The sequence below is a fragment of the Peribacillus asahii genome (assembly GCF_003570725.1).
Taxonomy (GTDB): domain Bacteria; phylum Bacillota; class Bacilli; order Bacillales; family DSM-1321; genus Peribacillus; species Peribacillus asahii.
Map to the genome: position 1 here is coordinate 268,916 of NZ_QWVS01000013.1, position 24,173 is coordinate 293,088.

At 38.2% G+C, this 24,173-nt stretch carries 26 protein-coding genes; all 26 read right to left on the reverse strand.

Annotated elements, in window-relative coordinates; genetic code table 11:
• A complete protein-coding gene (gene fliR / locus D1953_RS07545; protein ID WP_119116549.1) occupies window positions 1-777 on the reverse strand; it encodes a flagellar biosynthetic protein FliR in 777 nt (258 codons plus the stop codon).
• Window positions 778-780: 3 nt separating this feature from the next.
• Window positions 781-1,050, reverse strand: coding sequence for a flagellar biosynthesis protein FliQ (fliQ, locus tag D1953_RS07550; protein ID WP_119116550.1), 270 nt, complete (start codon window positions 1,048-1,050; stop codon window positions 781-783).
• Window positions 1,051-1,064: 14 nt separating this feature from the next.
• Window positions 1,065-1,730 (reverse strand): flagellar type III secretion system pore protein FliP, encoded by a 666-nt coding sequence (gene fliP, locus D1953_RS07555; protein ID WP_119116551.1) that lies wholly within the window; start codon window positions 1,728-1,730, stop codon window positions 1,065-1,067.
• Complete coding sequence (fliO, locus tag D1953_RS07560; protein WP_119116552.1) at window positions 1,727-2,386, reverse strand: flagellar biosynthetic protein FliO; 660 nt, start codon at window positions 2,384-2,386, stop codon at window positions 1,727-1,729. The genes fliP and fliO overlap by 4 nt, the downstream gene beginning before the upstream one ends.
• 23 nt (window positions 2,387-2,409) lie before the next feature.
• On the reverse strand, window positions 2,410-2,772 hold the full coding sequence (locus tag D1953_RS07565) for a response regulator (RefSeq protein WP_119116553.1): 363 nt from the start codon (window positions 2,770-2,772) through the stop codon (window positions 2,410-2,412).
• Between the two features lie 20 nt (window positions 2,773-2,792).
• Window positions 2,793-4,019 carry a flagellar motor switch phosphatase FliY gene (fliY, locus tag D1953_RS07570; RefSeq protein ID WP_119116554.1) on the reverse strand — a complete coding sequence of 409 codons (1,227 nt, stop codon included), beginning with the start codon at window positions 4,017-4,019 and terminating at the stop codon, window positions 2,793-2,795.
• Entirely contained in the window at window positions 4,009-5,007 is a 999-nt protein-coding gene (gene fliM / locus D1953_RS07575) for a flagellar motor switch protein FliM (protein ID WP_119116555.1), read from the reverse strand. Before fliM ends, fliY begins: the two co-directional genes overlap by 11 nt.
• Before the next feature lie 50 nt (window positions 5,008-5,057).
• On the reverse strand, window positions 5,058-5,486 hold the full coding sequence (gene fliL / locus D1953_RS07580) for a flagellar basal body-associated protein FliL (protein ID WP_119116556.1): 429 nt from the start codon (window positions 5,484-5,486) through the stop codon (window positions 5,058-5,060).
• The gene (locus tag D1953_RS07585) at window positions 5,476-5,727 is read right to left on the reverse strand and encodes a flagellar FlbD family protein (protein ID WP_425454255.1); all 252 of its coding nucleotides are present in this window, start codon (window positions 5,725-5,727) and stop codon (window positions 5,476-5,478) included. The genes fliL and D1953_RS07585 overlap by 11 nt, the downstream gene beginning before the upstream one ends.
• A gap of 18 nt (window positions 5,728-5,745) precedes the next feature.
• Window positions 5,746-7,155, reverse strand: a complete 1,410-nt coding sequence (locus tag D1953_RS07590; protein ID WP_119116557.1) for a flagellar hook protein FlgE — start codon at window positions 7,153-7,155, stop codon at window positions 5,746-5,748.
• Window positions 7,156-7,306: 151 nt separating this feature from the next.
• Window positions 7,307-7,939 carry a flagellar hook assembly protein FlgD gene (gene flgD, locus D1953_RS07595; RefSeq protein WP_245979973.1) on the reverse strand — a complete coding sequence of 211 codons (633 nt, stop codon included), beginning with the start codon at window positions 7,937-7,939 and terminating at the stop codon, window positions 7,307-7,309.
• A gap of 10 nt (window positions 7,940-7,949) precedes the next feature.
• Window positions 7,950-10,679, reverse strand: coding sequence for a flagellar hook-length control protein FliK (locus D1953_RS07600; protein ID WP_119116559.1), 2,730 nt, complete (start codon window positions 10,677-10,679; stop codon window positions 7,950-7,952).
• 21 nt (window positions 10,680-10,700) lie between these two features.
• Window positions 10,701-11,312 (reverse strand): MotE family protein, encoded by a 612-nt coding sequence (locus D1953_RS07605; RefSeq protein WP_119116560.1) that lies wholly within the window; start codon window positions 11,310-11,312, stop codon window positions 10,701-10,703.
• Window positions 11,313-11,325: 13 nt separating this feature from the next.
• Complete coding sequence (fliJ, locus tag D1953_RS07610; RefSeq protein ID WP_119116561.1) at window positions 11,326-11,766, reverse strand: flagellar export protein FliJ; 441 nt, start codon at window positions 11,764-11,766, stop codon at window positions 11,326-11,328.
• A 2-nt stretch (window positions 11,767-11,768) separates the two neighbouring features.
• Window positions 11,769-13,088, reverse strand: a complete 1,320-nt coding sequence (fliI, locus tag D1953_RS07615; RefSeq protein ID WP_119116562.1) for a flagellar protein export ATPase FliI — start codon at window positions 13,086-13,088, stop codon at window positions 11,769-11,771.
• Entirely contained in the window at window positions 13,088-13,849 is a 762-nt protein-coding gene (gene fliH / locus D1953_RS07620) for a flagellar assembly protein FliH (RefSeq protein ID WP_182480542.1), read from the reverse strand. The genes fliI and fliH overlap by 1 nt, the downstream gene beginning before the upstream one ends.
• The gene (fliG, locus tag D1953_RS07625) at window positions 13,842-14,861 is read right to left on the reverse strand and encodes a flagellar motor switch protein FliG (protein WP_245979975.1); all 1,020 of its coding nucleotides are present in this window, start codon (window positions 14,859-14,861) and stop codon (window positions 13,842-13,844) included. The genes fliH and fliG overlap by 8 nt, the downstream gene beginning before the upstream one ends.
• 12 nt (window positions 14,862-14,873) lie before the next feature.
• Window positions 14,874-16,478, reverse strand: coding sequence for a flagellar basal-body MS-ring/collar protein FliF (fliF, locus tag D1953_RS07630; RefSeq protein ID WP_119116565.1), 1,605 nt, complete (start codon window positions 16,476-16,478; stop codon window positions 14,874-14,876).
• Between the two features lie 97 nt (window positions 16,479-16,575).
• Complete coding sequence (fliE, locus tag D1953_RS07635) at window positions 16,576-16,884, reverse strand: flagellar hook-basal body complex protein FliE (protein ID WP_119116566.1); 309 nt, start codon at window positions 16,882-16,884, stop codon at window positions 16,576-16,578.
• Window positions 16,885-16,905: 21 nt separating this feature from the next.
• Window positions 16,906-17,364, reverse strand: a complete 459-nt coding sequence (gene flgC, locus D1953_RS07640) for a flagellar basal body rod protein FlgC (RefSeq protein WP_119116567.1) — start codon at window positions 17,362-17,364, stop codon at window positions 16,906-16,908.
• Entirely contained in the window at window positions 17,364-17,753 is a 390-nt protein-coding gene (flgB, locus tag D1953_RS07645; protein ID WP_119116568.1) for a flagellar basal body rod protein FlgB, read from the reverse strand. The genes flgC and flgB overlap by 1 nt, the downstream gene beginning before the upstream one ends.
• Window positions 17,754-18,656: 903 nt before the next feature.
• A complete protein-coding gene (gene codY / locus D1953_RS07650; protein ID WP_119116569.1) occupies window positions 18,657-19,436 on the reverse strand; it encodes a GTP-sensing pleiotropic transcriptional regulator CodY in 780 nt (259 codons plus the stop codon).
• Window positions 19,437-19,480: 44 nt separating this feature from the next.
• Complete coding sequence (gene hslU, locus D1953_RS07655; RefSeq protein ID WP_119116570.1) at window positions 19,481-20,887, reverse strand: ATP-dependent protease ATPase subunit HslU; 1,407 nt, start codon at window positions 20,885-20,887, stop codon at window positions 19,481-19,483.
• Between the two features lie 15 nt (window positions 20,888-20,902).
• Window positions 20,903-21,430 (reverse strand): HslVU peptidase proteolytic subunit, encoded by a 528-nt coding sequence (gene hslV, locus D1953_RS07660; protein WP_119116571.1) that lies wholly within the window; start codon window positions 21,428-21,430, stop codon window positions 20,903-20,905.
• A gap of 25 nt (window positions 21,431-21,455) precedes the next feature.
• Window positions 21,456-22,358, reverse strand: a complete 903-nt coding sequence (gene xerC, locus D1953_RS07665) for a tyrosine recombinase XerC (protein ID WP_119116572.1) — start codon at window positions 22,356-22,358, stop codon at window positions 21,456-21,458.
• Window positions 22,359-22,417: 59 nt separating this feature from the next.
• A complete protein-coding gene (gene trmFO / locus D1953_RS07670) occupies window positions 22,418-23,725 on the reverse strand; it encodes an FADH(2)-oxidizing methylenetetrahydrofolate--tRNA-(uracil(54)-C(5))-methyltransferase TrmFO (protein ID WP_119116573.1) in 1,308 nt (435 codons plus the stop codon).
• Between the last annotated feature and the right edge of the window lie 448 nt (window positions 23,726-24,173).

Genomic DNA, 24,173 nt, shown 5'->3' on the forward strand with positions numbered 1-24,173 from the left:
TTACCTGCCTCCGATCAGTTCCATCAAATTTCGCATAGCAATAAGTATCAGTTCAAATAAATTAGTGACAACATGCATCATTGCTCCAATGACAACAAAAAGTACGATAAAACCCGCCACAATTTTAACTGGAATTCCGACAACAAATACATTAAGCTGTGGAACCGTACGCGCCAAAATTCCAAGTGCCACATCCACTAAAAAAACACTTCCTACAACAGGAATCGACATTTGCAAAGCAATAACAAAGGATTGGCTAAACGCCTTTGCCAAATATTCAATAATGGATTCATCTCCAAACGGTACATATACTTGATCAATCGGAATAAATTGATAGCTGTAAAAAATACCATCAAGCAACAAATGATGACCATTCGTACTTAATAAAAACAATAAAGCAATGGTATATATATATTGGCCCATTAGCGGACTTTGCGCTCCTGTTTGCGGGTCAATAACATTCGCCATCGCAAACCCCATTTGAAAGTCAATAAATCCCCCAGCAATTTGAATTGCTGACATCATCATATACGCAACAAAGCCAATAAACAGCCCAACAAGCACTTCCTTCAAAATCAAAAAGTAATAAGTCAAATCTATCTCTAATACAGGCGCTTCAATCGTGTAATACATAATCCAAGCAAGGAAAAAACCAAATCCGATTCGATGCATCATCGGAAGCGATCGATGCGAGAAGATTGGCAGGACAACAAAAAAGGTAGTTACACGAACAAAGATTAATAAAAAGGCGGGAAAATAGGGTAGAATCTCTGCCATGCCCTAACCTACAAAACGATTCAAGTTTCCAAGTATTTCCGCAGTATATGAAATTAAATGGCTAATCATCCACGGTGCTAAAAAAACAATGCCAATAAGAACGGCAACAATCTTCGGAACAAAGGCAAGTGTTTGTTCTTGAATTTGCGTCGTCGCCTGAAAGATACTAATCGCTAAACCAACGCCTAGCGCAATTAATAACAATGGCCCCGATACAATCAAGATCGTATAAATTCCTCGTTCCGCTACATCAATAACAAAATCTGCACTCAACGTTTTTCACCTGCTTAAAAACTTTGTAATAAAGATTTGACTACTAAGTACCATCCATCTACTAGCACAAAGAGAAGAATCTTAAATGGTAATGAAATCATGACCGGCGGCAACATCATCATCCCCATCGACATTAAAACACTGGCAATAATCATATCGATCACAAGAAATGGTATAAAAATCATAAATCCAATTTGAAAAGCCGTCTTCATTTCACTAATCGCAAAAGCGGGTACTAGTGCTGTCAATGGAATATCTTGAATAGACTTTGGCTGGTCCATTTGGGCGTAATCAAGAAAAAGCGCCAGGTCCTTTTGCCTCGTATGCTCGCTCATAAATTCTTTAAATGGGATTGACGCTTTCTCATACGCCTCCTCTAACGTAATCTTTTCTTCAAATAGAGGGGTAAGTGCTTGTTTATTCACCTCTTGAAATGTCGGAGCCATAATGAAGAAAGACATAAACATGGCAAGGCCAATCAACACTTGAGTCGGCGGCATTTGCTGTGTTGCAAGAGACGTTCGCACAAATCCCAACACAATAATAATTCTTGTAAAACAAGTCATTAAAATTAAAATACTCGGAGCAAGAGATAAAACCGTCAGCATTAAAAGGAGCTTGACAGAAGTAGAGACATTAGCAGGATCGCTAGTATTGAAAAACTCCATAAACTCACTCATTTATCGTCTCTTCCTTTCTGATCAAGCTTATCCATTAGCTGCTTTCTACTTTGTCTCATTTCTTCTAACTGATTTTTTAATTCACTTGAAAATGACTCTCCGCTCACCGCTGATTTTGTCCATTTCTTTTTTAACTTCATTACAAAATCAGTGGGCTGCATCATTTGTTCATATTTTTGATTATAGGCTTCTAGTAATTGTCGGCGCTCTTCTTCATCTTCAATTTCTGTTAACAGTTGAATATTTTCGCCGACTCCAACAAGGAGCACACGCTCTCCTACTTTCACAATTTGAACGGAGCGATTATTGCCTAAGTTTGTTCCACCTAGATTTTCGATAAAATTGGCTTGTTGATACGTCTTTGACTTTTTACTAATGAACCGAAGAACAATATAAAGCAAAGCTACAACAAAAAGCATCGCAAATATCATCCTGAAAAAGTCCGAGAAAGAAAGCCCGACACCGCTAGAGGATACAGCTTTCTCTTCGGTTGTTGAATCATCTTTCACAGCATTTTCTGCTTTAGATGATTCAGGCTGCTCATACATATCCTTCACTGATTGATCAAGGTTTTCTGCATGAACAGGCATTGTTTGAAAAAAACAAACAATGCCAAGGGCGAACAAAACTTGACATAATTTTTTTACAGAAAACAAGTGAATGACACCCTCTTACTTTATTAGCTTAACGCTTTATTAATGGCTTCTAACACGCGATCTGCCTGAAATGGCTTGACGATAAAATCTTTTGCACCCGCTTGAATCGCATCAATAACCATCGCTTGCTGTCCCATTGCCGAACACATAATTACTTTGGCTTGCGGATTAACTTTTTTAATTTCTTTAAGCGCTGTAATACCATCCATTTCCGGCATTGTAATATCCATTGTTACTAAATCTGGCTGTGTGTCTTGAAACAGTTGTACCGCTTGTGCTCCATCAGCTGCTTCCCCAACAATTTCAAATCCATTTTTCACAAGAATATCCTTAATCATCATTCTCATAAATGCTGCATCATCAACGATTAAAATTTTATGTGCCATATCCTGTATACCCCCTGAAATTATCTTAATTTTTGTAATCGATCGCTTTGACTGACAATGTCTGTCACACGAACACCAAAGTTTTCATCAATAACAACCACTTCACCTTTAGCAATTAGGCGGCTGTTCACAAGAATATCAACCGGTTCACCGGCTAATTTATCCAGCTCAATAATTGAACCAGACGCTAATTCCAAAATATCTTTAACCGATTGTTTAGTTCGACCTAATTCAACGGTTACTTGAAGCGGAATATCCATTAACATATTTAAATTTTTTGCTTCTGCCTCTTGAAGCTGATAAGGCTGAAAGCTTGTAAAGTTCGCTGGTTGAACATTCACTGGTTGACTTGGCACCACTGTACCTGTACCAAAATGCTGCGGGGAACTCGCCATTTGTACTGGTTGCTGCATTTGATAAGCTGGTTGATCTGGTTGAATCGGTTGTTCATATACTGGCTGCTGCACTGCTGCTGCTTGTTCAACCGCTTGAGCGACTTGAGCTTGTGGTGACTCGACTTGAGCCGTTGCTGGCTGTACTGGCAGATCAGACTCTGAAATTGCTCCGCCCATCAGTTCCTCAACCAACCCTTTTGCAAAAGGCAATGGTAACAATTGCATAATATTAGAATCGATTAACTCACCGACACGCAATCGAAATGAAATTTTCGCCAGTGGATCTGAGTTTGGAATCGACTTTTCTCCTTCTCCACTGACCATATCAAGTAAATCAATGCTTGGCGGTGAAATATCGACTCTCTTACTAAAAATGGTCGACATCGAAGTAGCTGCTGAGCCCATCATTTGATTCATCGCCTCTTGTACAGCACTTAATTGAATTTCTCCAAGATCGCCACTTGGGTTTAATCCATTACCACCCAGCATTAAATCTGCAATAATTGCAGCATCACTTTGTTTAATGACTAGAACATTAACCCCAGAAAATCCTTCCGTATACTCCACTTGAATCGTCACATATGGATGCGGAAACTCAGCGGCTAATTTACTTTTTTCAATTAATGTAACAGTCGGCGTTGTAATATCTACCTTTTGATTTAATAAAGTGGATAGAGCGGTTGCTGAACTTCCAAAAGAAATATTTCCAATTTCACCAAGTGCATCCTGTTCCATCGGCGATAAATAATCTTCTACGTTAAGGGGAGATCTCACCTCACTTACGTCATCCTCTGTATCACCTCTTAACAGAGCATCAATCTCATCTTGAGAAAGCATCTCATCACTTACCATCTTCGTCTCCCCCCTTCAAAATATCAAGAATCTGAATGGCTAGCTTTTTGCCTACCTTACCTGGTTGTCCGTAAAATTTCGGAACATCCCCGATTTTCACAGTTAAAGGTGCATCAATGAGTTGATTTAACTCAATCACATCGCCAACATCTAGTTGTAGAAAATCATGAATAGTAATGCTTGTTTCTCCTAATTCCGCCGCAACAATCATGTCCGAATGCGTAATTCTCTTTTCAAGCATCGCCATTTCTTCTGGACTTCGTTCTTTTTGTGAAGTCTGCATCCAGTAATGCGCCGATAAATTCGGTATAATCGGCTCTAATACAACATGCGGAATACACATATTAATCATTCCAGTTGTATCCCCTACTTGAATATTTAACGAAATAACAATCACTGTATCATTAGGTGAGACAAGTTGTAAAAACTGAGGATTCACTTCAAAGTCTGTCATGATCGGATCAATATCAACGATTGTAGCCCATGCTTCCTGCAAATTCTCAAATGCCTTTTCAAATAAACTCGTCATAATTTTCGTTTCAATTTCCGTTAAATTGTCGACCTTATTTACGCTTTCACCTCTCCCCCCAAGCACGCGATCCATCATCGCATAAGCAATATTCGGGTTGATTTCCAGAATAATATGCCCGTCTAACGGCGGCACTTCATAGACATTTAAAATCGTCATTTTCGGAATCGAACGAACAAATTCTTCATACGGGAGTTGGTCAACAGATGCCACCGCTATATGAATATACGTTCGAAGCTGTGCTGAAAAGTACGTCGTCAGTAATCGCGCGAAATTTTCATGAATTCGCGTTAAACTTCGAATTTGGTCTTTTGAGAAGCGAAGCGCTCGTTTAAAGTCATAAACTTTAACTCTTTTCTCAACTTCTTCTTTTTTCAGCTCCTCAGCATCCATTTCTCCTGTAGAAAGCGCTGAAAGCAAAGCATCAATTTCACTTTGTGATAATATTTCACCAGACAATCGCCATCACCTCCAAAACTGCTCACTTGAGCGTTTGCCCAAAAGATTTCTTATTGAAGGATTGAGGAGGTGATATACACCTGTTCAACTTGTCCTTCTTGCATTAATTCATTTAATTCTTTTTTAATGACTTCCTGCAGCTTTTCTTTCCCTGCTTTCCCAGCTAATTCACTTGTCTTTACTTCTGACAATTCCGTAATAATAATATTCTTCGCTTGGAAATTTCGCTTTTCTAACTCTTCTTTTGCTTTTTTTCCATCGGTTTGAATGGTAAACGAAATTTTAATATAGTCATTGCCAGCAAGATTTGTAGTAATCTCTGGAATTTCAACAGACGCCTCCACAATTTCATCAATGGATGGTTCTCTATTTGCGACACCCGTATCATTCATCTTATTAATCACCACAACTACCAATACACCTAACAGCGAAATGGCAACAAGCATAATCAGCATAATCGTTAACACTTTATTCTTCATAACCTATACCCTCCACGTCCTGACGAAATCCGAGAACATTCACAGCACGGTAAAATTGAATAATAGCTTGTGTGATTTCTTCTTCCTTCTCGCGTACAACAATCTTCTTCCCCGTCGTAAACGTAATCGTCGTATCTGGCAACGATTCAATTGCCTCTATATATAAGGCGTTTACCGTAAAACTTCTACCATTCAATCGGGTTACTTTAATAATGATGATTGAGGTTGACCCATCAGCCAACCTCATCCCTCCCTTAACCTATCGTTTTAAATTAACAAGCTCCTGTAGGATTTCATCAGATGTTGTGATAACTTTTGTGTTTGATTGGAATGCACGCTGTGTTACGATCATTTCTGTGAATTCTTCTGATAAATCGACATTCGACATTTCAAGAGAACCAGAACGAATGGTCCCACGTCCATCTCCAGCAATACTAATATCCGCTGTACCCGAGTTAATCGACTCTTGGAACGTATTTCCTGCTGTTTTCATTAATCCAGATGAATTACTAAATTTAGCAATCGCTAGTTGACCTAATGTTACAACTAAACCATTTGAATACACTCCATTGATTTCCCCAGAAGAACCGAAATTGAAGCTTTCTAGTTTACCTTGGGCATTGCCATCAGGATTAATTGAAGCTGTAGTCGTCCCTTTATTTTCCATAAGATTTGTAAAATCTAATGTAAATGTTGAATTTAAAACCTCACTAACCCCATCCGGAGGAGTGGTCACAGATTTACCACTTGCATCTGTATAAGGAGGATAAGTAGGGATACCCGTTCCCCCATTATAAACCGTACTTATTTGTCCATCAGACCACTTTGTTACCTTTACTGTAGCTGTGGCCGTTGTTGCTGTAGCCGGTACAGAAGTACCATTTACTGCTGTTATTTTACCATTTGAGAATGTGAAATTTGCCAATTTTCCAGTTGGTGCTGGCGGATTAACCCAATCTACTGGTTTTGGATTTGGTGTAGCAATAGCATCATCGGACTTACTAGGATCATTTAGATAAGCTCCCCACGTTTTCCCATCAATATTTTTCATAAAGTAGACTGTTAAACTCTCCGCTTTTCCTTCTTTATTCGTTACTTTGATTTGTTGCGTAAAAACTGATGCAGCACCCGGTGTGGAATCAGCTGATAAATTATCTTTAAACGTGATTTTCTTAGTTGCTACAGCCGGCATAAGTGCGTTCACATTCACCGATACATCATCATAATCGTTTGTGACATTTCCATCTGCGTCCACTTTAAATGCTTGTACTTTTAATCCATCCGAAGTAACAAGTGTTCCGTTATCATCTAAGTAAAAGTTCCCCGCACGCGTGTAGAATTCAGCATCACCATTTTTGACAACAAAGTAGCCGTCTCCTGAAATTGCGAGGTCTTGATCGCGACTCGTGTTTTGTAAACTTGATTGCGTATGAATAGTATCAATTGATGCAATTGCAGAGCCTAGACCTACTTGCTTAGCGTTTGTTCCTCCTCTATTTTCTGTCGCTGCGCTAGCTCCTGCAATCGTTTGATTCATTGTATCACTAAACGTAACACGGCTTTTTTTAAACCCATATGTATTGACATTGGCAATATTATTCCCGATTACATCCAGTTTTGTTTGCATATTTTTTAATCCACTAATACCAGAGTACATTGAACGAAGCATCTTTTCATTTCCCCTTTCGATTATTGACTGCCTCTAGAGCAATCATGGCTCTCTCTTAAAAGATTAGGCCTATTTATCCAACAAAATCTCACTCGTAATACCGGTAGAGATTTATGTAATAATTGGTTAAAACCTTGTTTGTCTCATCTCTTTATTTACTCGCAATTTTAATCAATTGATCACTCGTAAGCTTTGTCCCTTTTTCATCATCTACTTCATAGAGAAGTTTATTATTACTCATTAAGACAGAACGAATTAACCCTGACAATTCATTTCCATCTTCATCTTGCCAGGTTACTTGTTTTCCAATTAATTCACTGCCTGTCGCAAGGCTATTAGAAGGAATGCTATGTACTTCTGAAATATTCCCTGGCTCTAATTTCGTGCCATCTTCAAGAAAAAAGTATACGCTGTCTCCTTTATACTGCACAGATTGGATTACACCCGTTCCTTCCTTAATTATTGCTTCCTCACTATCTCCACTTTCTTCAACTGAGTGCCATTTGATTTCCTTACCAACAAATGTACTATAATTAAGCAAGTCACTTTGCTTATTATTTTCAATCAGTGTATCGAGTTTAGAACCAATATTAATCATTTGTTCCATAGTCGAGAAGGTAGCCATTTGTGCAATAAATTCACCGTTATCCATCGGACTGCTTGGGTCTTGATTTTGCAGTTGAGTAATAAGTAGCTTTAGAAAATCGTCTTTTCCTAATGCATCTCCTACTTTTCTTTCTTGCACATTATTAGACAGTAAAAGCGATGTATCAATTGTGGTCATTATTCTTCACCTATACTTCTATATTTAATAAAGCTTCTGCAAAACTCTCAGTAAAATCCGTTTCTGAATCAGCTTCGCTTTCATTTTGCTGCGCTTGTTGCTGTCGTTGTTCATTCGCTTCGTTATCTCGCTGTGCAAAGCGCTCAGAGTTAAACGTGCTAATTTGCTGAGAAATTTCAATTTTCTCTACTTGAATGTTTTGGTTAGTAAAAGCCTGCTTTAAACTTTGCAACTGATGTTCAAGCAGTTCTTTTGCTTGCGCAGTCGTTGCTAAAATTTTAGCTACCATCGCACCTTCTTTTTGAATCAACTCAATTCGAAGTGAACCTAAATGCTCTGGGTTTAAGCGAATGAACAATTTTTGAATGCCATTTGCTTTTGAGAAATTCGCTTTACTTAAAATAGTTTCAAACGATTTAACAAATTGCTCAGCATCGACAGTTTGATCATTTTTACCCATATTTAACACAAATTGTTCAAGTTTCGTCATTTGAAATGGTAACGAAGAGCTTTGTATGTTTAGCTCTGCTGTTTTTAACGTTACATCGCTACTCGTTTCTTCGGAGCTATCACTATTAGAAATCACGAATCGGGCATAAGCCTGTTTTATAACCTCTAAAGACTTATTTCTATCATTTTCTAATAAAGCAGCAACTAATGTTTCTGTCACTACTTTTAGTGCATCCTTATTATTCAATCCTTTTTGCGGTTTTCCAGTAATGAACTCTAGCAGGTTTTTGATTTCCTTTTGCAGTATAGTTTCATCTTCTGTTACACCTTGCCTCGCGGTTAGTAACTCTTGCAGTTTAGCCAGTTGCAGCTCATTCGCTGTACTCGTTAAATCCAGCTTCGACCACTCTTTCACAGCTTCAAGCTCTGCTTCGTTACTCAGAATTTCTTTCGAAAAGTCGACAGCACTATTCAAAAGCGTTTGATTCCTTTCGTGAGGTGCTATTTGATCATTAAACACTTCTTGTGAATTGTTGTTATACGATTCAGTAGAAATACGTGTAAACAATGGTCTATCGTTTTCTAATAAGGGCGCAAAGGAGGTTTCGGTCGCCGCTTTCCGTAAATCTGTATTTACTCCTTTTTGCAACATAGCTTCATTTGCATCTTCTTTTATACCTTGATGCGCGGTTAGTAACTCTTGCAGTTTGACCAGTTGCAACTCATTCGCCGTATCCGTTAAATCTAATCCCAACTGCTTTTTCACATCAAAAGCTTCCAATTGTTTTAATGTCATATATAGCTTAGGCGATATGTTATCCAGTACCTCTTTCACCACTTCAATCTTTGCTTCGCTGCTCTGAACTTCTTTTGAAAAGTCCACAGCACTGCGCGGAAACGTTTGAGTCCTTTTCTGAACTACCACTTGACCATTAAATACTTCTTGTGAATTGTTAGAAATACTTCTAAATAACGGTCCACCGTTTTCTAATAAGGATGCAGAAGCGGTTTCCACTGCCGCCTTTTGTGAATCTGTATTTACCCCTTTTTGCAGTTTTTCGGCAATCGATTCCAGCAGGTTACTAATCTCACTTTGCAGCATAGCTTCATCTTCTGTTTCACCTTGCTGTACAGGGAGTACCTCTTGAAGTTTAGCAAGCTTTAACACATTCGCTATATCTGTTAAATCAAGCCTTTTCCACTCTTTCACATCTAAAGCTTCCAATTGTTTTAGTGCCTCATATAGATCGGGTGATAGATTGCGAAGCATCTCTGTAATCGTTTTAAGCTCTATTTGGTTGCTCGGAACTTCTTTCGAAAAGTCCACAGCACTATTCAGAAACATTGGAGTACTTTCTTGAGGCGCCACTTGACTATTATTCAGTACTTCTTGTGAACTCTTAGACCATTCAGTGGAAATGCTAGTGAATAACGGTCTATCGTTTACAAGGGCGATTTCTGTCACTGCTCTTCGTGACTCCTTATTTAACCCTTTTCGCAGTTTCTCAGCAATAGATTCTAACAGACTTTTGATTTCTTTATGCATCCCAACTTGATCTTCTGTTGCATCTTGCTTGCCGGTTAGTAATTCTTGAAGTTTGGCTATGTATAACACATTCACTGTCCCTGTTAAATCAAGCTTCGACCACTCTTTCATATCCAAAGCTTCCAATTGTTTTAATGCCGTATATAGATCAAGTGAAATGTCAGTCAATACCTCTCCAAAGTCTTCTAGCTCTAATTGGCTACTCTCGACTTCTTTCAAACGTTCAATCGAATTGTTTGAAAACAGTTGATAGATACCTTGATTTTCTACTGAATCGCTTTGCCTTTCTAGTGATTGTAATTCCGTAGAAATACCAGTGAATAGTAATCCGCCGTTTTCCTCTTCTTTTGGCGGCACACTAACTTGTACAATACTCGTAAAAAATTCTGCTACCGCCGTTTCATCTTCACCATTTAACTTTAACAACAATTGCAATAATGCATTCTGTTCAGTGAAACTTTCATTCAATAACAGTTCTTCTGCTACTATACCGCCGCCCTCTACTTCCGCTAAACTACCAATCTCTAAAAACTGAACTACGTCTTCGATAACAGATATTTGATCTTCTGAAAATACTTGTTGTTGTTCAAACTGAGGTTCCTTCTCTACCATTTCAGTCAACATTGCACTATCTAAAACAGCACCAAACTTTCCTGCTTCACTAGATGTAGACGCTTGAGAAGCTACTAGTGTTGAAGTGGAAGGACTGACAATTGGCAGCATCGCGAACATAGCTGAGTTCATATCCTGTTTCACCCCCTTTGATCAAGACTGTGATTGTAATTTTTTTGTTAGGCGGGCAGCATCTTCAGGATCCATTTGTTCTAATACTTTGGCTAGAGTTGCTGGTTTCAAATTAGCGAGAATCTGGATAGCATCATCGTCACTCATTTGTGTAATAATCGGCGCTGCTTTTTTAGCTGACATCGTTTCATATGTTTTTACAATTTCCTTAGTTTCTACATCGCTTGTCGTTTGAGTTTGTTTGAATTCATTGATTTCTTTTTGAAGTTGTTCTTTTTCGGCCTCTATCTTTTGAAGATTTTTATCGCGACTATCAATGATGCTCTCTAGAGACTGAATTTCTGCCTCTTTGTCTTTAATCTCTGCTTGAAGGTCAACAATTTTTTGATTATAGTCTGTAGTTGTTTTTTCTTTTTGTTTTTCATCCGTTTGAAAAACTGGCATGGAAATCTTATCTGAAATCTCCTTCGTTTTTTCAAATACATTTACACCATAGTAAGTCATGACAATGATTGTAACCAAAATGGAAAAGATGACAGGAATGACGATAGCAAATAGAAACCATTGAATTTTTCCCGATTTCTGTTCTTCTAGTGCAACGTCTTCAATGTTTTGTTTAGCTTTTCGAGCCACTTTAGCCCCCCCCCTATCCCTTGCTTAAAAACTGCTGGATAGAAATCTCATCCATCTGTTTATTTTCAGCTTCCTTTACAACTTCTAGGAATTTTTGAAAGTCTTTTTCTTTTATTTTTTCATATTTTTTTACTTCGATGTTTTTTTCCTTCAATCTTTCCTGTTGAAGATTCATCCTGTAGCGTGCTTCAATAACATCTTTTTGACATTGCTCAATCAACCTCTCTAAATTCCCCATAAAAAGCTGGTTGTGACGAATTTCTTGGACAGAAAGGCCTGAAGTCAACTTTACTTGCTGATAATCAAGCAGTTCTTCTTTTTTCTTCAACAATTTGTAAAGCTTCTCAGCTACCTGTTCAAAATTTTTCAGCGCTTCATTATATGCCGTACGTGCATCGCTTTTTTCCTTTTCCTTGATGGTTAATATCTTTTCAAATTTATATTGGTAGATCATTTTCATTCACCTTTTCCCATCAACTGTATAAGGTTGTCAATACTTTCTTCCTTTGTCGCTTTTTCATGCGTCCCTTGCTTTAAAAAAGATAAAATAGCAGGATAGCGTTTAATTGACTCATCAATTGTCTTCGAAGAACCTCGTTTATAAGCTCCAATATTAATTAAATCTTCTGATTCTAAATACGTTGCTAAATTCGCTCGTAATTGCTCAGCTGCCTTCTTATGTTCAGTACCAACGATATTATTCATAACGCGACTCACACTCTTCAATGCGTTAAGCGCTGGAAACTGACCTTTGTTTGCTAGCTGCCTGTCCAATACAAAGTGCCCATCAAGTATTCCACGCACAGCATCCGCAATCGGCTCATTCATGTCATCCCCATCAACAAGCACTGTATAAAAAGCAGTAATCGTTCCAAGTTGATTCGTACCCGTTCTTTCTAAAAGACGCGGCAATATCGCAAAGACAGATGGCGTATATCCCTTTGTTGTCGGCGGTTCGCCCACAGCTAAGCCAATCTCACGCTGAGCCATCGCCACCCGAGTAACAGAGTCCATCATTAACATGACATTCAAGCCCTTATCACGGAAATACTCAGCAATCGCTGTTGCAGCAAGCGCCCCTTTAATACGCATTAATGCTGGTTGATCACTTGTTGCTACAACAATGATAGACCGTGCTAAGCCTTCTGGACCTAAGTCTTTTTCGATAAACTCACGCACCTCTCGACCACGCTCTCCAATTAACGCAATAACATTTAAATCTGCGGTGGTGTTTCTCGCTACCATCCCAAGAAGCGTACTTTTCCCAACACCGCTCCCTGCAAAGATTCCTACACGCTGTCCTTTCCCAACTGTTAGCAAACTATCAATCATACGAACCCCTACATCGATTGGCTCAGAAATAGGTGGACGCGTCATCGGGTTAGGTGGATCTTGATCAATCGCTACAGAAGCCAATCCTTTCGGAAGAATCGAGCTATCAATCGGCTGTCCAAGCGGATCCACAACTTTCCCGATTAGACCGCTTCCCACTTTAATTTCTAATGTACGACCGCATCCTTCTACAATTGCTCCTGGAGAAATATCATTGACGGCTGTAAATGGCATAAGAATGACCATTTCATCACGAAAACCGACAACTTCTGCTAAAATTCTTTTTTTATGTTGACGAACACCGGTATGAATGTAGCAAATATCTCCAATCGCACTTTCAGGACCTTGAGATTCAATCATTAACCCTACAACCCGTTTTACACGGCCATAGTGCTTAAACGTACCAAGTTCATCAATTAGCGGTATCAGGTCAATCGCTTTCATCATGATTCCCCTTCTAATAATTCCGTCAGTTTATCTTTCATTTCTCGAAGTTGACTATCGACACTTGCATCGATTCTCCCGCTTTCAGATTCAATGATACAGCTGCTTTCTGCCAATTCATCATTAGGATAGACGTATAAATCCGTGTTCTTCGGAAAGATTGCTTCAAGCTCCTCTTTATGAGAAAGAATGAACGGATACTGACTTGGATGTATATGAAGTTGTACTTCGCGATTCTCCCTCGCCTCTTTAATTGCCCGTTTCACCATCGAGAAAAAGCCCTCTTCATTCTCCTTTAATTCATATCCAATAATTTTACCAGCCACTTTCATCGCAAGTTCTAAAATAACAGGCTCCGCTGCTTCAATTTGTTTGCTGTATTCTTGTTTAGACAGTTCCACAATTTCCTTGGCATAAGCAATCGCTTCAGCTGTCTCCCTATATCCTTTTTGTACCCCGTCCTCTATTCCTTGCTGATAGCCCTCTTTTTGGGCTTGCTCCATGTACATTGGTCTTTCTTCTTGTTCCCAATAAACCCTTGCCTGTTCTATCTCGTTTTTAATCATGGCTGCTTGTTCGTTTGCTTGTTGAACTAGCCATTCAGCCTGTCTCTCAGCTTGTTCTAACAATTCATGTAGCGTTGTCTCATCGATTACTGCCGCCTGTTCTTCATGTTCTGAATGAATGACGGGAAACGGGCGGATGTTAATCGTTTTTCCAACTTGTTCTTTCGCTTGAAATGATTTAATAATCCTAGACAATAATATCATCTCCTCCGCCACGAGCGATGACGACCTCACCTGCTTCTTCCAGGCGGCGGATAACAGCAACAATACGGGATTGTGCTTCTTCGACATCACGTAATCTTACAGGTCCCATATATTCCATTTCTTCCTGGAACGTTTCCACCATTCGTTTAGACATATTGCGGAATACAATTTCTTTTACTTCTTCACTTGCCACTTTAAGAGCAAGCTTTAAATCTTCATTATCTGATTCACGAATAACACGTTGAATCGCTCTTCCATCCAACGTAACAATATCTTCGAAAACAAACATGCGTTTTTTAATTTCCTCAGCCAATTCAGGATCTTGAATTTCAAGTGCATCGAGAATCGTTCGTTCCGTAGCGCGATCCACACCGTTTAAGACATCTACAACCGCTTCAACACCACCTGTTTGCGTATAATCTTGCGTCACAGTAGCTGATAGTTTTCTCTCCAGAATTTGTTCTACTTCATTAATAATCTCTGGTGATGTACTATCCATTAAAGCGATTCGTCTAGCAACATCTGCTTGCATCTCTTGTGGCAGCTCCGATAAGATTTGCCCCGCTTGTGTCGCTTCCAAATACGATAAAATCAAAGCAATTGTTTGTGGATGCTCGTTTTGAATAAAGTTTAAAATTTGCCCTGGTTCAGCTTTTCGAGCAAAATCAAACGGACGTACCTGCAGTGAAGAAGTAAGACGATTAATAATTGCTGCTGCTTGCTCTTCCCCTAACGCTTTCTCAAGCACTTGTTTCGCATAACCAATTCCGCCTTGAGAAATATAATCTTGCGCCAGCGCAATATTATGAAACTCTTCTAATACTTCTTCTTTTTCCTTTGAATCTACTTTTCTTACACTAGAGATTTCAAGAGTCAACCTTTCAATTTCCTCTTCAGAAAGATGTTTATAGACCGATGCAGAAACATCCGGACCTAAGGAAATCAGGAGGATGGCTGCTTTTTGTTTCCCTGTTAATTCACCTTTTTTCTTTTTCCCTGTCACCTGCATCGCCTCCTAGTCTTCTTCTATCCAGCTTCTTAATAATTTTGCAAAATCTTCTGGTTTTTCTTTTGCCATTTTCTCCAGCTGCTTGCGTTTGATAGAAGCTTCGGAATCTTGTTCTTCAGGTAAATCTGGTATTTCATAAACTGCTTCTTCCAACAATTCTTCTTCTTCGTCTTCCTCTGCTGCCTGTTGTTTTCTTGAACGAATATATAAAACAAGCAGAACGATAATAGCAAGCAATAATACTGCGCCAACAACATAAGCCCATAATGGTAACGTTGAACTTTCTTGAGCATTCGTTACGTCCACTTTTCCATTAAACGGTTGAACAGAAATAGCAATTTTCTCTTCAATTTCCGCATCTGTTAACGCTTCTCCATTCTCACCTTTAGCTACCGTTGTACGAATAATCGTTCCAAGAATTTTTGTAATATCATCGATGCTATCTTGTGAAAGAGAGGTGGGATCATCCGGTGTAGGCGGCTCTACCATCACTTGAACGCCTAGGTCCTGTACTTTATACGGGCTTTCTACTATTTCCTTTTTAATCCGGTTTACTTCATTATTAATTGTTTCCTCTACTTTCTCATAATCCCCATTGCCATTTGTTCCACCTTGCACATATGCGCCTAATGAATCCGCTGTATCCTCACCTTGCGGAATTCCACCTGCTGCTGCCGCACCATCACCTGTATAGGTTTCATTAATTCTCTGGGCAGAGATTGCAATCCCTTCCATATTTTCCTCATCAACAGGAGCAACTAAATTTTCTTCACGATTTTCTTGAGTAAAATCAATATCCGTAGAAACTGATACAACTACTTTATCTCTTCCCATTAATGTTCCAAGCATATTTTGCACTTGTCTCTGAACATCTCGTTCAATTTCTTTTTTGATTTCTTGTTGTGAAGCAAATTTAGTTCCTACAGAATTATTTTCATCTTCTAAGTCAAAATACTCAAAGTTTTGGTTCATAATGACGATATTATTAGTAGGAAGGTTTGGAACACTTTTTGACACTAAATGATAGAGAGCATTAATTTGATTTTCTTCAAATTTATAACCTGGCTTTGTTGTTAACACAACGGATGCAGATGCCTCTTCATTCGTATCACTAACAAAAACACCTTGTTCCGGCAATGTAATCATTACACTAGCATCTTGAACACCATCGATTTTCTTAATAAGACCAGCAATTTCTGATTGCATTGCATCTAGCTTTACAACATTAAACTCATTTTCTGTCATTCCAATTCCAGCATTTTCACCAAAAAAAGAATAATCAATATTTCCTGAACTTGGAATACCTTCAGCAGCTAATTCTACTTTTAAGGTATCTACACTTTCTTCTGGAACACTAATCGTTGTTCCATCGTTCGAAATTGCATTTTCAATACCTTTGCTATCTAAGTTCTCTTTAATTGAACCCGTCTCTGAAGGAGTCAAATTAGAATATAAAGGAACAAGAGTAGTGCGTGTAGCTAAAATCGAAGCAACAACGATGAGGATAACTAGTAAAACTGCTGCACTAATACCAATAATTTTTTGTTTTTTTGTACGAGTACTCCAGTATCCCGTTATTTTCTCTTTTATTCTCACTAATGAATCATTCATTTTAATCCCCCGGTTAGTCTAATTAAATGTATGAAAGGAGGTTTACATTTTCATTCCTCCTAGCACTATATTTTAAAATGAGGTTTTAAAATGAACGTTAAATATTCATTCTCATAATTTCCTGATACGCTTCAACAACTTTATTACGAATCTCTAATGTTGCTGATAATGAAATGCTTGCTTTTTGTGATGCAATCATTACGCTATGTAAGTCTACGTTTTCTCCATTCGCCATTTTATTCGTTAACGAATCAGAATAAAGTTGTGCTTCATTCACTTGATTAATTGATTCCTTCAACGCTGCTCCAAAAGATTGCTGCGCTTCAAATGGTGTTGTTTTCTTTATATTAGTCACTTCTTGCAAATTGGCCACGTTATTGGCAGCAGAAAGAGTAAGTCCTGCCATTGTGTCATCCCCCTATTCTATTTATTTCCCTATTTCTAGTGCTTTCATCATCATCCCTTTTGAGGCGTTCAACACTGTTACATTCGCTTCATACGAGCGTGTAGCACTCATTAAATCTACCATTTCCCTAAGAGGATCTACGTTTGGCATTTCCACATATCCTTCTGCATTTGCATCCGGGTGTTCTGGGTTATATACAAGCTTAAAAGGCGTTGCCTCATCTTCGACAATTTTAGTCACCTGCACACCAGCTCCCACACCCTTCGATTGTCCCATGGCTGTATGTAAAAAGTTTGAGAAGCTTTCATTCTCTGTACTTTGAAGAACTACCGCTTTTCTACTATATGGTTTCCATTCACCATCAACATACTGTGATCTAGTCGTTTCAGCATTCGCCATATTAGAAGAAATGACATCCATTCTCAAGCGCTGACTAGTAAGAGCAGAGGCTGTTGTGTTTATGCTGTGAAACATACTCATTATTTACCACCCCTGATTACATTTTGTAATGAACTAAATTTTCCGCTTAGTCGCTCTGTTACTGCATTATAATAAATTTGATTTGTCGCTAAAGCAGTCATTTCTTTATCAATATCAACACTGTTACCATTATTGTTATACGTTACATTTTGCTGTGTCACAATCGCTGAGCCATTGATTTTTGTACTAAACTTAAGATGCCTTTGATCCGTACGGTAGCTGTCCATAGAGGCCTGCAACGCTTCTTTAAAAGAACTGGTCGTCACATTCTTCGCCTTATAGTTAGGTGTATCTACATTAGCAATGTTTTGCGAAATAACTTTCTGCCTCATACTTGAATAGTCTAAAGCATTTTCAAGATCCCTAAAGGTATTTGAAAATAATTCCATATTATTCTCCACCTCTTTCTTATGGCAATTATATTTTACTTTTGTATTATATCGACCATCTTCTCAGTAATTATTGTAAGACTAATCCGCAAATAAATCATCGAATTTTCACGGAACTAAAGCACTATTTTGTCGAGACCCTGCTCCTCAAATCCCAAAAAATGATTTTTTGTTACATATTTCGACAAATAATCCAGTTATTCTGAAAGCACATCTCTAATAATAGAAGAAAATCACTCTATGCGCCTGTTACTTTAGAACTATTTTCTTAGTGGAAATAATTGCTTCTTCCCTTTTAACTCATTTCAAAATAACTTCTTTTAAAAATAATGGTTAAGAATCTATAGCTATTAACAATTATACCGTATATTGGATTCAAAAATTATTAAGATTTTTCATACTTTTAAACATTAATACCTATACCAACTAGAAATATCCACCTATTTTCGATAAAAATTGACAAATATCTACATTTACCACGACTATCGACCGTCTTCTTCAATCTTACATATCCCGCACATTATATAAAGCATTTCTACTATTGTAGTAGTTATAATAATATAATTAAAATGATAAAAATCACACTTACGTAACTTTTCCCCCTATTTCCCACAAAAACGTCACACTAATGTAACAAACTGTTCTCCATTATAACTTTTTACCTAACACTTAACAGAAAAATCAAGACGCCGATCTCAAACTTATGAGGAAATAAGAAATATAGACAGGGAATAAATAATCTACTGTACCTCTATAACCAGCTTAGCCTCTCGAGGCCATATGCTGTCAAAACTGGACCGCCACCCGCTTTCGGAGAAAATCCCCACTAAATTGTTTTTTTAACATCAAAAAAAGAGCCTTGTAATACCCTTACTTAGGACATTACAAGACCCTATTCTTCTATTAACTATTTTTTAATTTCTCTAATTCAAATAAAAATTTATCATTCAATACTTTAATATATGTCCCTTTCATACCTAAAGAGCGAGATTCAATAACCCCAGCGCTTTCTAACTTACGAAGAGCATTTACAATAACGGAACGTGTAATGCCGACACGGTCAGCAATTTTAGATGCTACTAACAGCCCTTCATTCCCTTTTAATTCTTCAAAAATATGCTCAATTGCTTCTAATTCACTATAGGATAGTGAAGAGATTGCCATTTGTACGACCGCTTTACTGCGAGCCTCTTCTTCAATTTCTTCTGCTTTTTCACGCAAAATTTCCATTCCTACTACCGTTGCACCATATTCCGCTAAAATTAAATCATCATCTTCAAATTTTTCTTCTAAACGAGCTAGAACTAATGTACCTAAACGCTCACCACCACCGATAATCGGCACAATCGTTGTTAATCCATTAGCGAAGAGGTCTTTATTTTCAATCGGGAAAACTGTATACTCACTATCCATAGTCAAATTAGGAGAAGTTTCTTGTATATTAAATAAACTCTTCGTATATTGTTCAGGGAATTGTCTCTCTTCATACATTTTTATTAAGCGTTCATTTTCAATTTTTTGACTAATAGAAATACCTAGTAATTTTCCTCGACGACTTACAACGAATACATTCGCGTCAATCACTTCACTTAAACTGTCGGCCATTTCTTTAAAATTCACAGGTTTACCAGCTGCTTTTTGGAGCATTGCATTAATTTTTCTTGTTTTACTTAATAAGTTCATCTTTATTGTTCCTCCCAATAGTGCCTATCCATCTAAATCATTAACTATAAAATAAATTGACTCAAGTCTTTATTACGCGCAATAGAGCCTAACTTCTCTTCCACATATTGCGGTGTTATCATAATCTTCTCAAGAGTAATCTCCGGTGCTTCAAACGACAAATCTTCTAATAAACGTTCCATGATTGTATGAAGACGTCTCGCCCCGATATTATCCGTATTTTGATTGACTTCAAACGCTACTTCCGCAATCTTACCAATAGCATCGTCAGAAAATTCAATTTGTATACCTTCTGTTTCCAATAATGCTATATACTGTTTTAACAAAGCATTATCTGGCTCATGTAAAATCCGTACAAAATCATCCACCGTTAGTTTCTGTAACTCAACACGAATTGGAAATCTTCCTTGTAATTCCGGAATTAAATCAGAAGGTTTAGCCATATGAAACGCCCCGGCCGCAATAAATAACACATGATCTGTCTTAACAGATCCATATTTCGTTACAACAGTTGATCCTTCTACAATCGGTAAAATATCCCGTTGAACCCCTTCACGAGAAACATCAGCTGAAGATGAACCGGACTGTTTGCTTGCAATTTTATCAATTTCATCAATAAAAATAATTCCAGTTTGCTCCGCGCGTCTCACAGCATCTTGTGTCACTTCGTCCATATCGATAAGCTTTGCCGCTTCTTCATTTACTAAAACACCGCGCGCCTCACTTACCTTCAGCTTACGCTTTTTCTTCTTCTTCGGCATTAGTCCGCCTAGAACATCTTGCATATTCATACCCATCTGTTCCATGCCCGAACCTTGTAATAAATCAAACATCGATGCTTGTTGTTCTTCAACCTCTACCGTAATAATTTCGTTTTCTAGTTCACCTTTGGCTAAGCGGTCCGCAATCAGTTTGCGCTTTTGTTGCAAGCTTACATCCTCAGAATGAGATTCAACCGTTTCTTCTTGCACATGGCTTCCACCAAACAATGCTTCTAATGGATTTTTAAAATTGTTCTGCTTTTTTGTTGATGGAACAAGCAATTCAATTAAACGGCGATTAGCTTGTTCTTCCGCTCGTTCTTTGACGCTCACCATCTTTTCTTCTTTCACAAGACGGACGGATGTCTCCACTAAATCTCGAACCATCGACTCCACATCACGGCCGACATAACCGACTTCCGTAAATTTTGTAGCCTCAATTTTAATAAAAGGAGCTCCAACAAGCTTCGCCATTCGGCGAGCAATTTCCGTTTTCCCAACACCAGTCGGTCCAATCATTAAAATATTTTTCGGAACGACTTCATCACGTAACTGATCAGATAACAGACTTCTACGATAACGATTGCGAAGGGCAACAGCTACAGCGCGCTTTGCCTCTTTTTGACCTACAATATATTGATCCAATTTCTCAACAATTTGTCTCGGTGTTAAAGCAGCTTTTTTTGCCATTTTTGCGCTCCTCCTTTACAGCTCTTCTACAATAATATTTGAATTCGTAAACACACAGATTTCAGCTGCAATGTTTAATGCAGACTCTGCAATGTCTCTCGCCGATAACTGCTCAGCGGAAAACCGCTTTAAAGCTCGACCTGCAGCCAGAGCATAATTACCGCCAGAACCAATCGCTAAAATTCCATCATCTGGTTCAATCACTTCTCCTGTACCCGAGACAAGTAACAAATGTTTCCGATCCATTACGACTAACATCGCTTCAAGCTTACGCAAAATATTATCACTGCGCCATTGCTTTGCCATTTCGACAGCCGCACGCTGAAGATTACCATTATATTCTTCAAGCTTCGCTTCAAACATTTCAAATAAAGTAAAGGCATCCGCTACAGATCCAGCAAATCCCGCCAGCACATTACCGTTAAAAATCTTTCTCACTTTTCTCGCTGTATGCTTCATCACGACTGAGTTTCCTAATGTCACTTGACCGTCGCCAGACATCGCACATTGTCCATTATGATGAACAGCAAAAATGGTTGTCATAAGAATACCCCTTTCGAAAAGCGTATTAAGCCCTTGGATGTGTTGAATTATATACTTTTCTAAGCTGCTCTTTCGTTACATGCGTATAAATTTGAGTAGATGAAATTTTGGAATGCCCTAAAAGTTCTTGAACCGTTCTTAAATCCGCTCCATTATTTAATAAATGTGTGGCAAACGAATGCCTTAACATATGAGGATGCAGCTTCCCATTTGCCGCAGCTTTTTTAATGCATTCATTTAACACATAATGAGCTCCTCTAACAGTTAATGGCTCTCCGCGATAATTAATAAATAAATAGGAATGAGATGTTCGATAAGAAGACATCGTCTCCGTACGTGCTGTATTTATGTAAGTCTGTAGAGTCTCTTTAGCACATTGACCAAATGGCACATATCGATCTTTCTTCCCTTTCCCATGCACTAAAATCGTTTCAAGAGAGAAGTCAATATCTTGTAATTGAATGTTGCAGCATTCACTAATTCGAGTCCCTGTTGCATAAAGAACCTCTAATAAAGCAGCATCCCGCAAGCCCATCGGTGTATCTTTATTTAAAGTAGAAAACAGCTGATTAATCTCTTCCTCATAAAGAAAACGAGGCAGCTTGTGTTCTTTTTTAGGTAGAGCTAAGAGGGAAAATGGATTTTCCCCCACCATCCCTTCTCGCACTAAAAATTTATAAAAGGTTCGTAAGCAAGATATTTTTCTTGCAACTGTCCGTTTAGATAAATCTCGTTCATATAAAGTTGTTAAAAATAGACGAGCATCAAAATATTCAACCAACGCTAATTGCTCAATGTTCTGGGTCTCTAAGAACAAAAAAAATTCGCCAAGATCTCGTTTGTAATTATCAATTGTATAAGGTGAACAGTTCTTCTCAATTTGTAAATATTCGATAAACAATTGTAACGCTTTTTTCGTATCCACCATACATACACCTCTCAAAGGCTACTAAATCGTATCACACTTACTGACTGCAAGCAAATATTTCACAAACTTTTCATAAAGTTCTGAATTGTTTGTAAAGCGCGATTAGCATGCATTTCATATCGTTCTTTCTTCGACTTAATTCTAACACCAAGGTCTGGGAATAATCCAAAATTAGCATTCATCGGTTGGAATGTTTTTGCATTTGTTGACGTAATATAGTGAGCCATACTTCCAATCGCTGTTTCTTGTGGGAATACAATTGGCTCTTGATCCATCATCATTCGAGCCGCATTCATTCCTGCAACTAATCCTGAAGCAGCCGATTCCACATAACCTTCTACACCCGTCATTTGACCTGCAAAGAAAAGATCATCACGATTTTTAAATTGATACGTTGATTTTAATACTTTTGGTGAATTAATAAACGTATTGCGATGCATAACCCCGTATCGAACAATTTCCACATTTTCAAGACCTGGAATTAATCGAAGGACTTCCTTCTGTGGCCCCCATTTCAAATGTGTTTGAAAACCTACTAAGTTATATAGCGTACCTGCTGCATCATCTTGGCGTAATTGAACAACCGCGAAAGGTCTTTTACCTGTTTTCGGATCTTCTAGTCCAACTGGTTTCATCGGCCCAAACAGCATAGTCTTCTTCCCGCGTGCCGCCATTACTTCAATTGGCATACATCCTTCAAAGAAGATTTCTTTCTCAAACTCTTTCAATGGAACAGTTTCCGCTGTGATTAACGCTTCATGGAAACGATCAAATTCCTCTTCCGTCATCGGACAGTTTAAGTAAGCGGCTTCTCCTTTATCATAACGGGATTTTAAGTACACTTTATTCATATCAATGCTATCTTTTTCAACGATTGGTGCAGCAGCATCATAAAAATATAAATACTCTTCCTCCATAATCTCCTTCAAACTATTCGATAATGCTTGGCTTGTAAGAGGTCCCGTCGCAATGACCGTTGGGCCTTCTGGAATCGTTGTTACCTCTTCATTTACAACGGTTACATTAGGATGATTCTTCACTAAATCTGTCACACGTGCTGCAAATTCATGTCGATCTACTGCAAGAGCTCCGCCAGCAGGAACTGCACACGCATCGGCTGCTGCGATAATAACTGAATTAAGCATGCGCATTTCTTCTTTCAAAACGCCTACCGCATTCGTTAACGCGTTGCCACGCAAAGAGTTAGAGCATACAAGCTCTGCGAACTTATCAGTATGATGAGCTGGTGTTTGCTTCACTGGACGCATTTCATACAAACGAACTTGAATTCCTCGATTAGCCAGTTGCCACGCAGCTTCACTTCCTGCAAGACCTGCTCCAATCACATTAACTTTTGCTTCTTTCATTTTACGAACCTCCATATAAAGATATGATAAGAAAAGCACAAGGCGCCTTAGTCAACTCCCAACACACGAGGAAATTGGACGCAAAAAACCGTTTGATTAACACTATGATTTAGTACAGCTCGCCTTAAAAAAACACAGCGAGTGCCTCTCTTTTAGACAGGTCATGTTCATTTTATAGTTCAAATAAAACTATGATTTTAATCTACCTTCTCATATATTCACTCACAAATTTTCATTCATTATTTTACGGGAAATAGTGACCTCTATGTGCTTAGATGCGCGCATCCTTTTTTATTCCTAGACCGCAATTAAACATTATATCGTTAAACAAAAGGAATTGTCCACTGCATTGTACATTACCTTCGCTAAATAAAAAAGTTTTTCGATCTATCACTTATAATGCTCTATTACATAACGTTGGTGGTTTTTGATTCATTTAAGCCAAAAA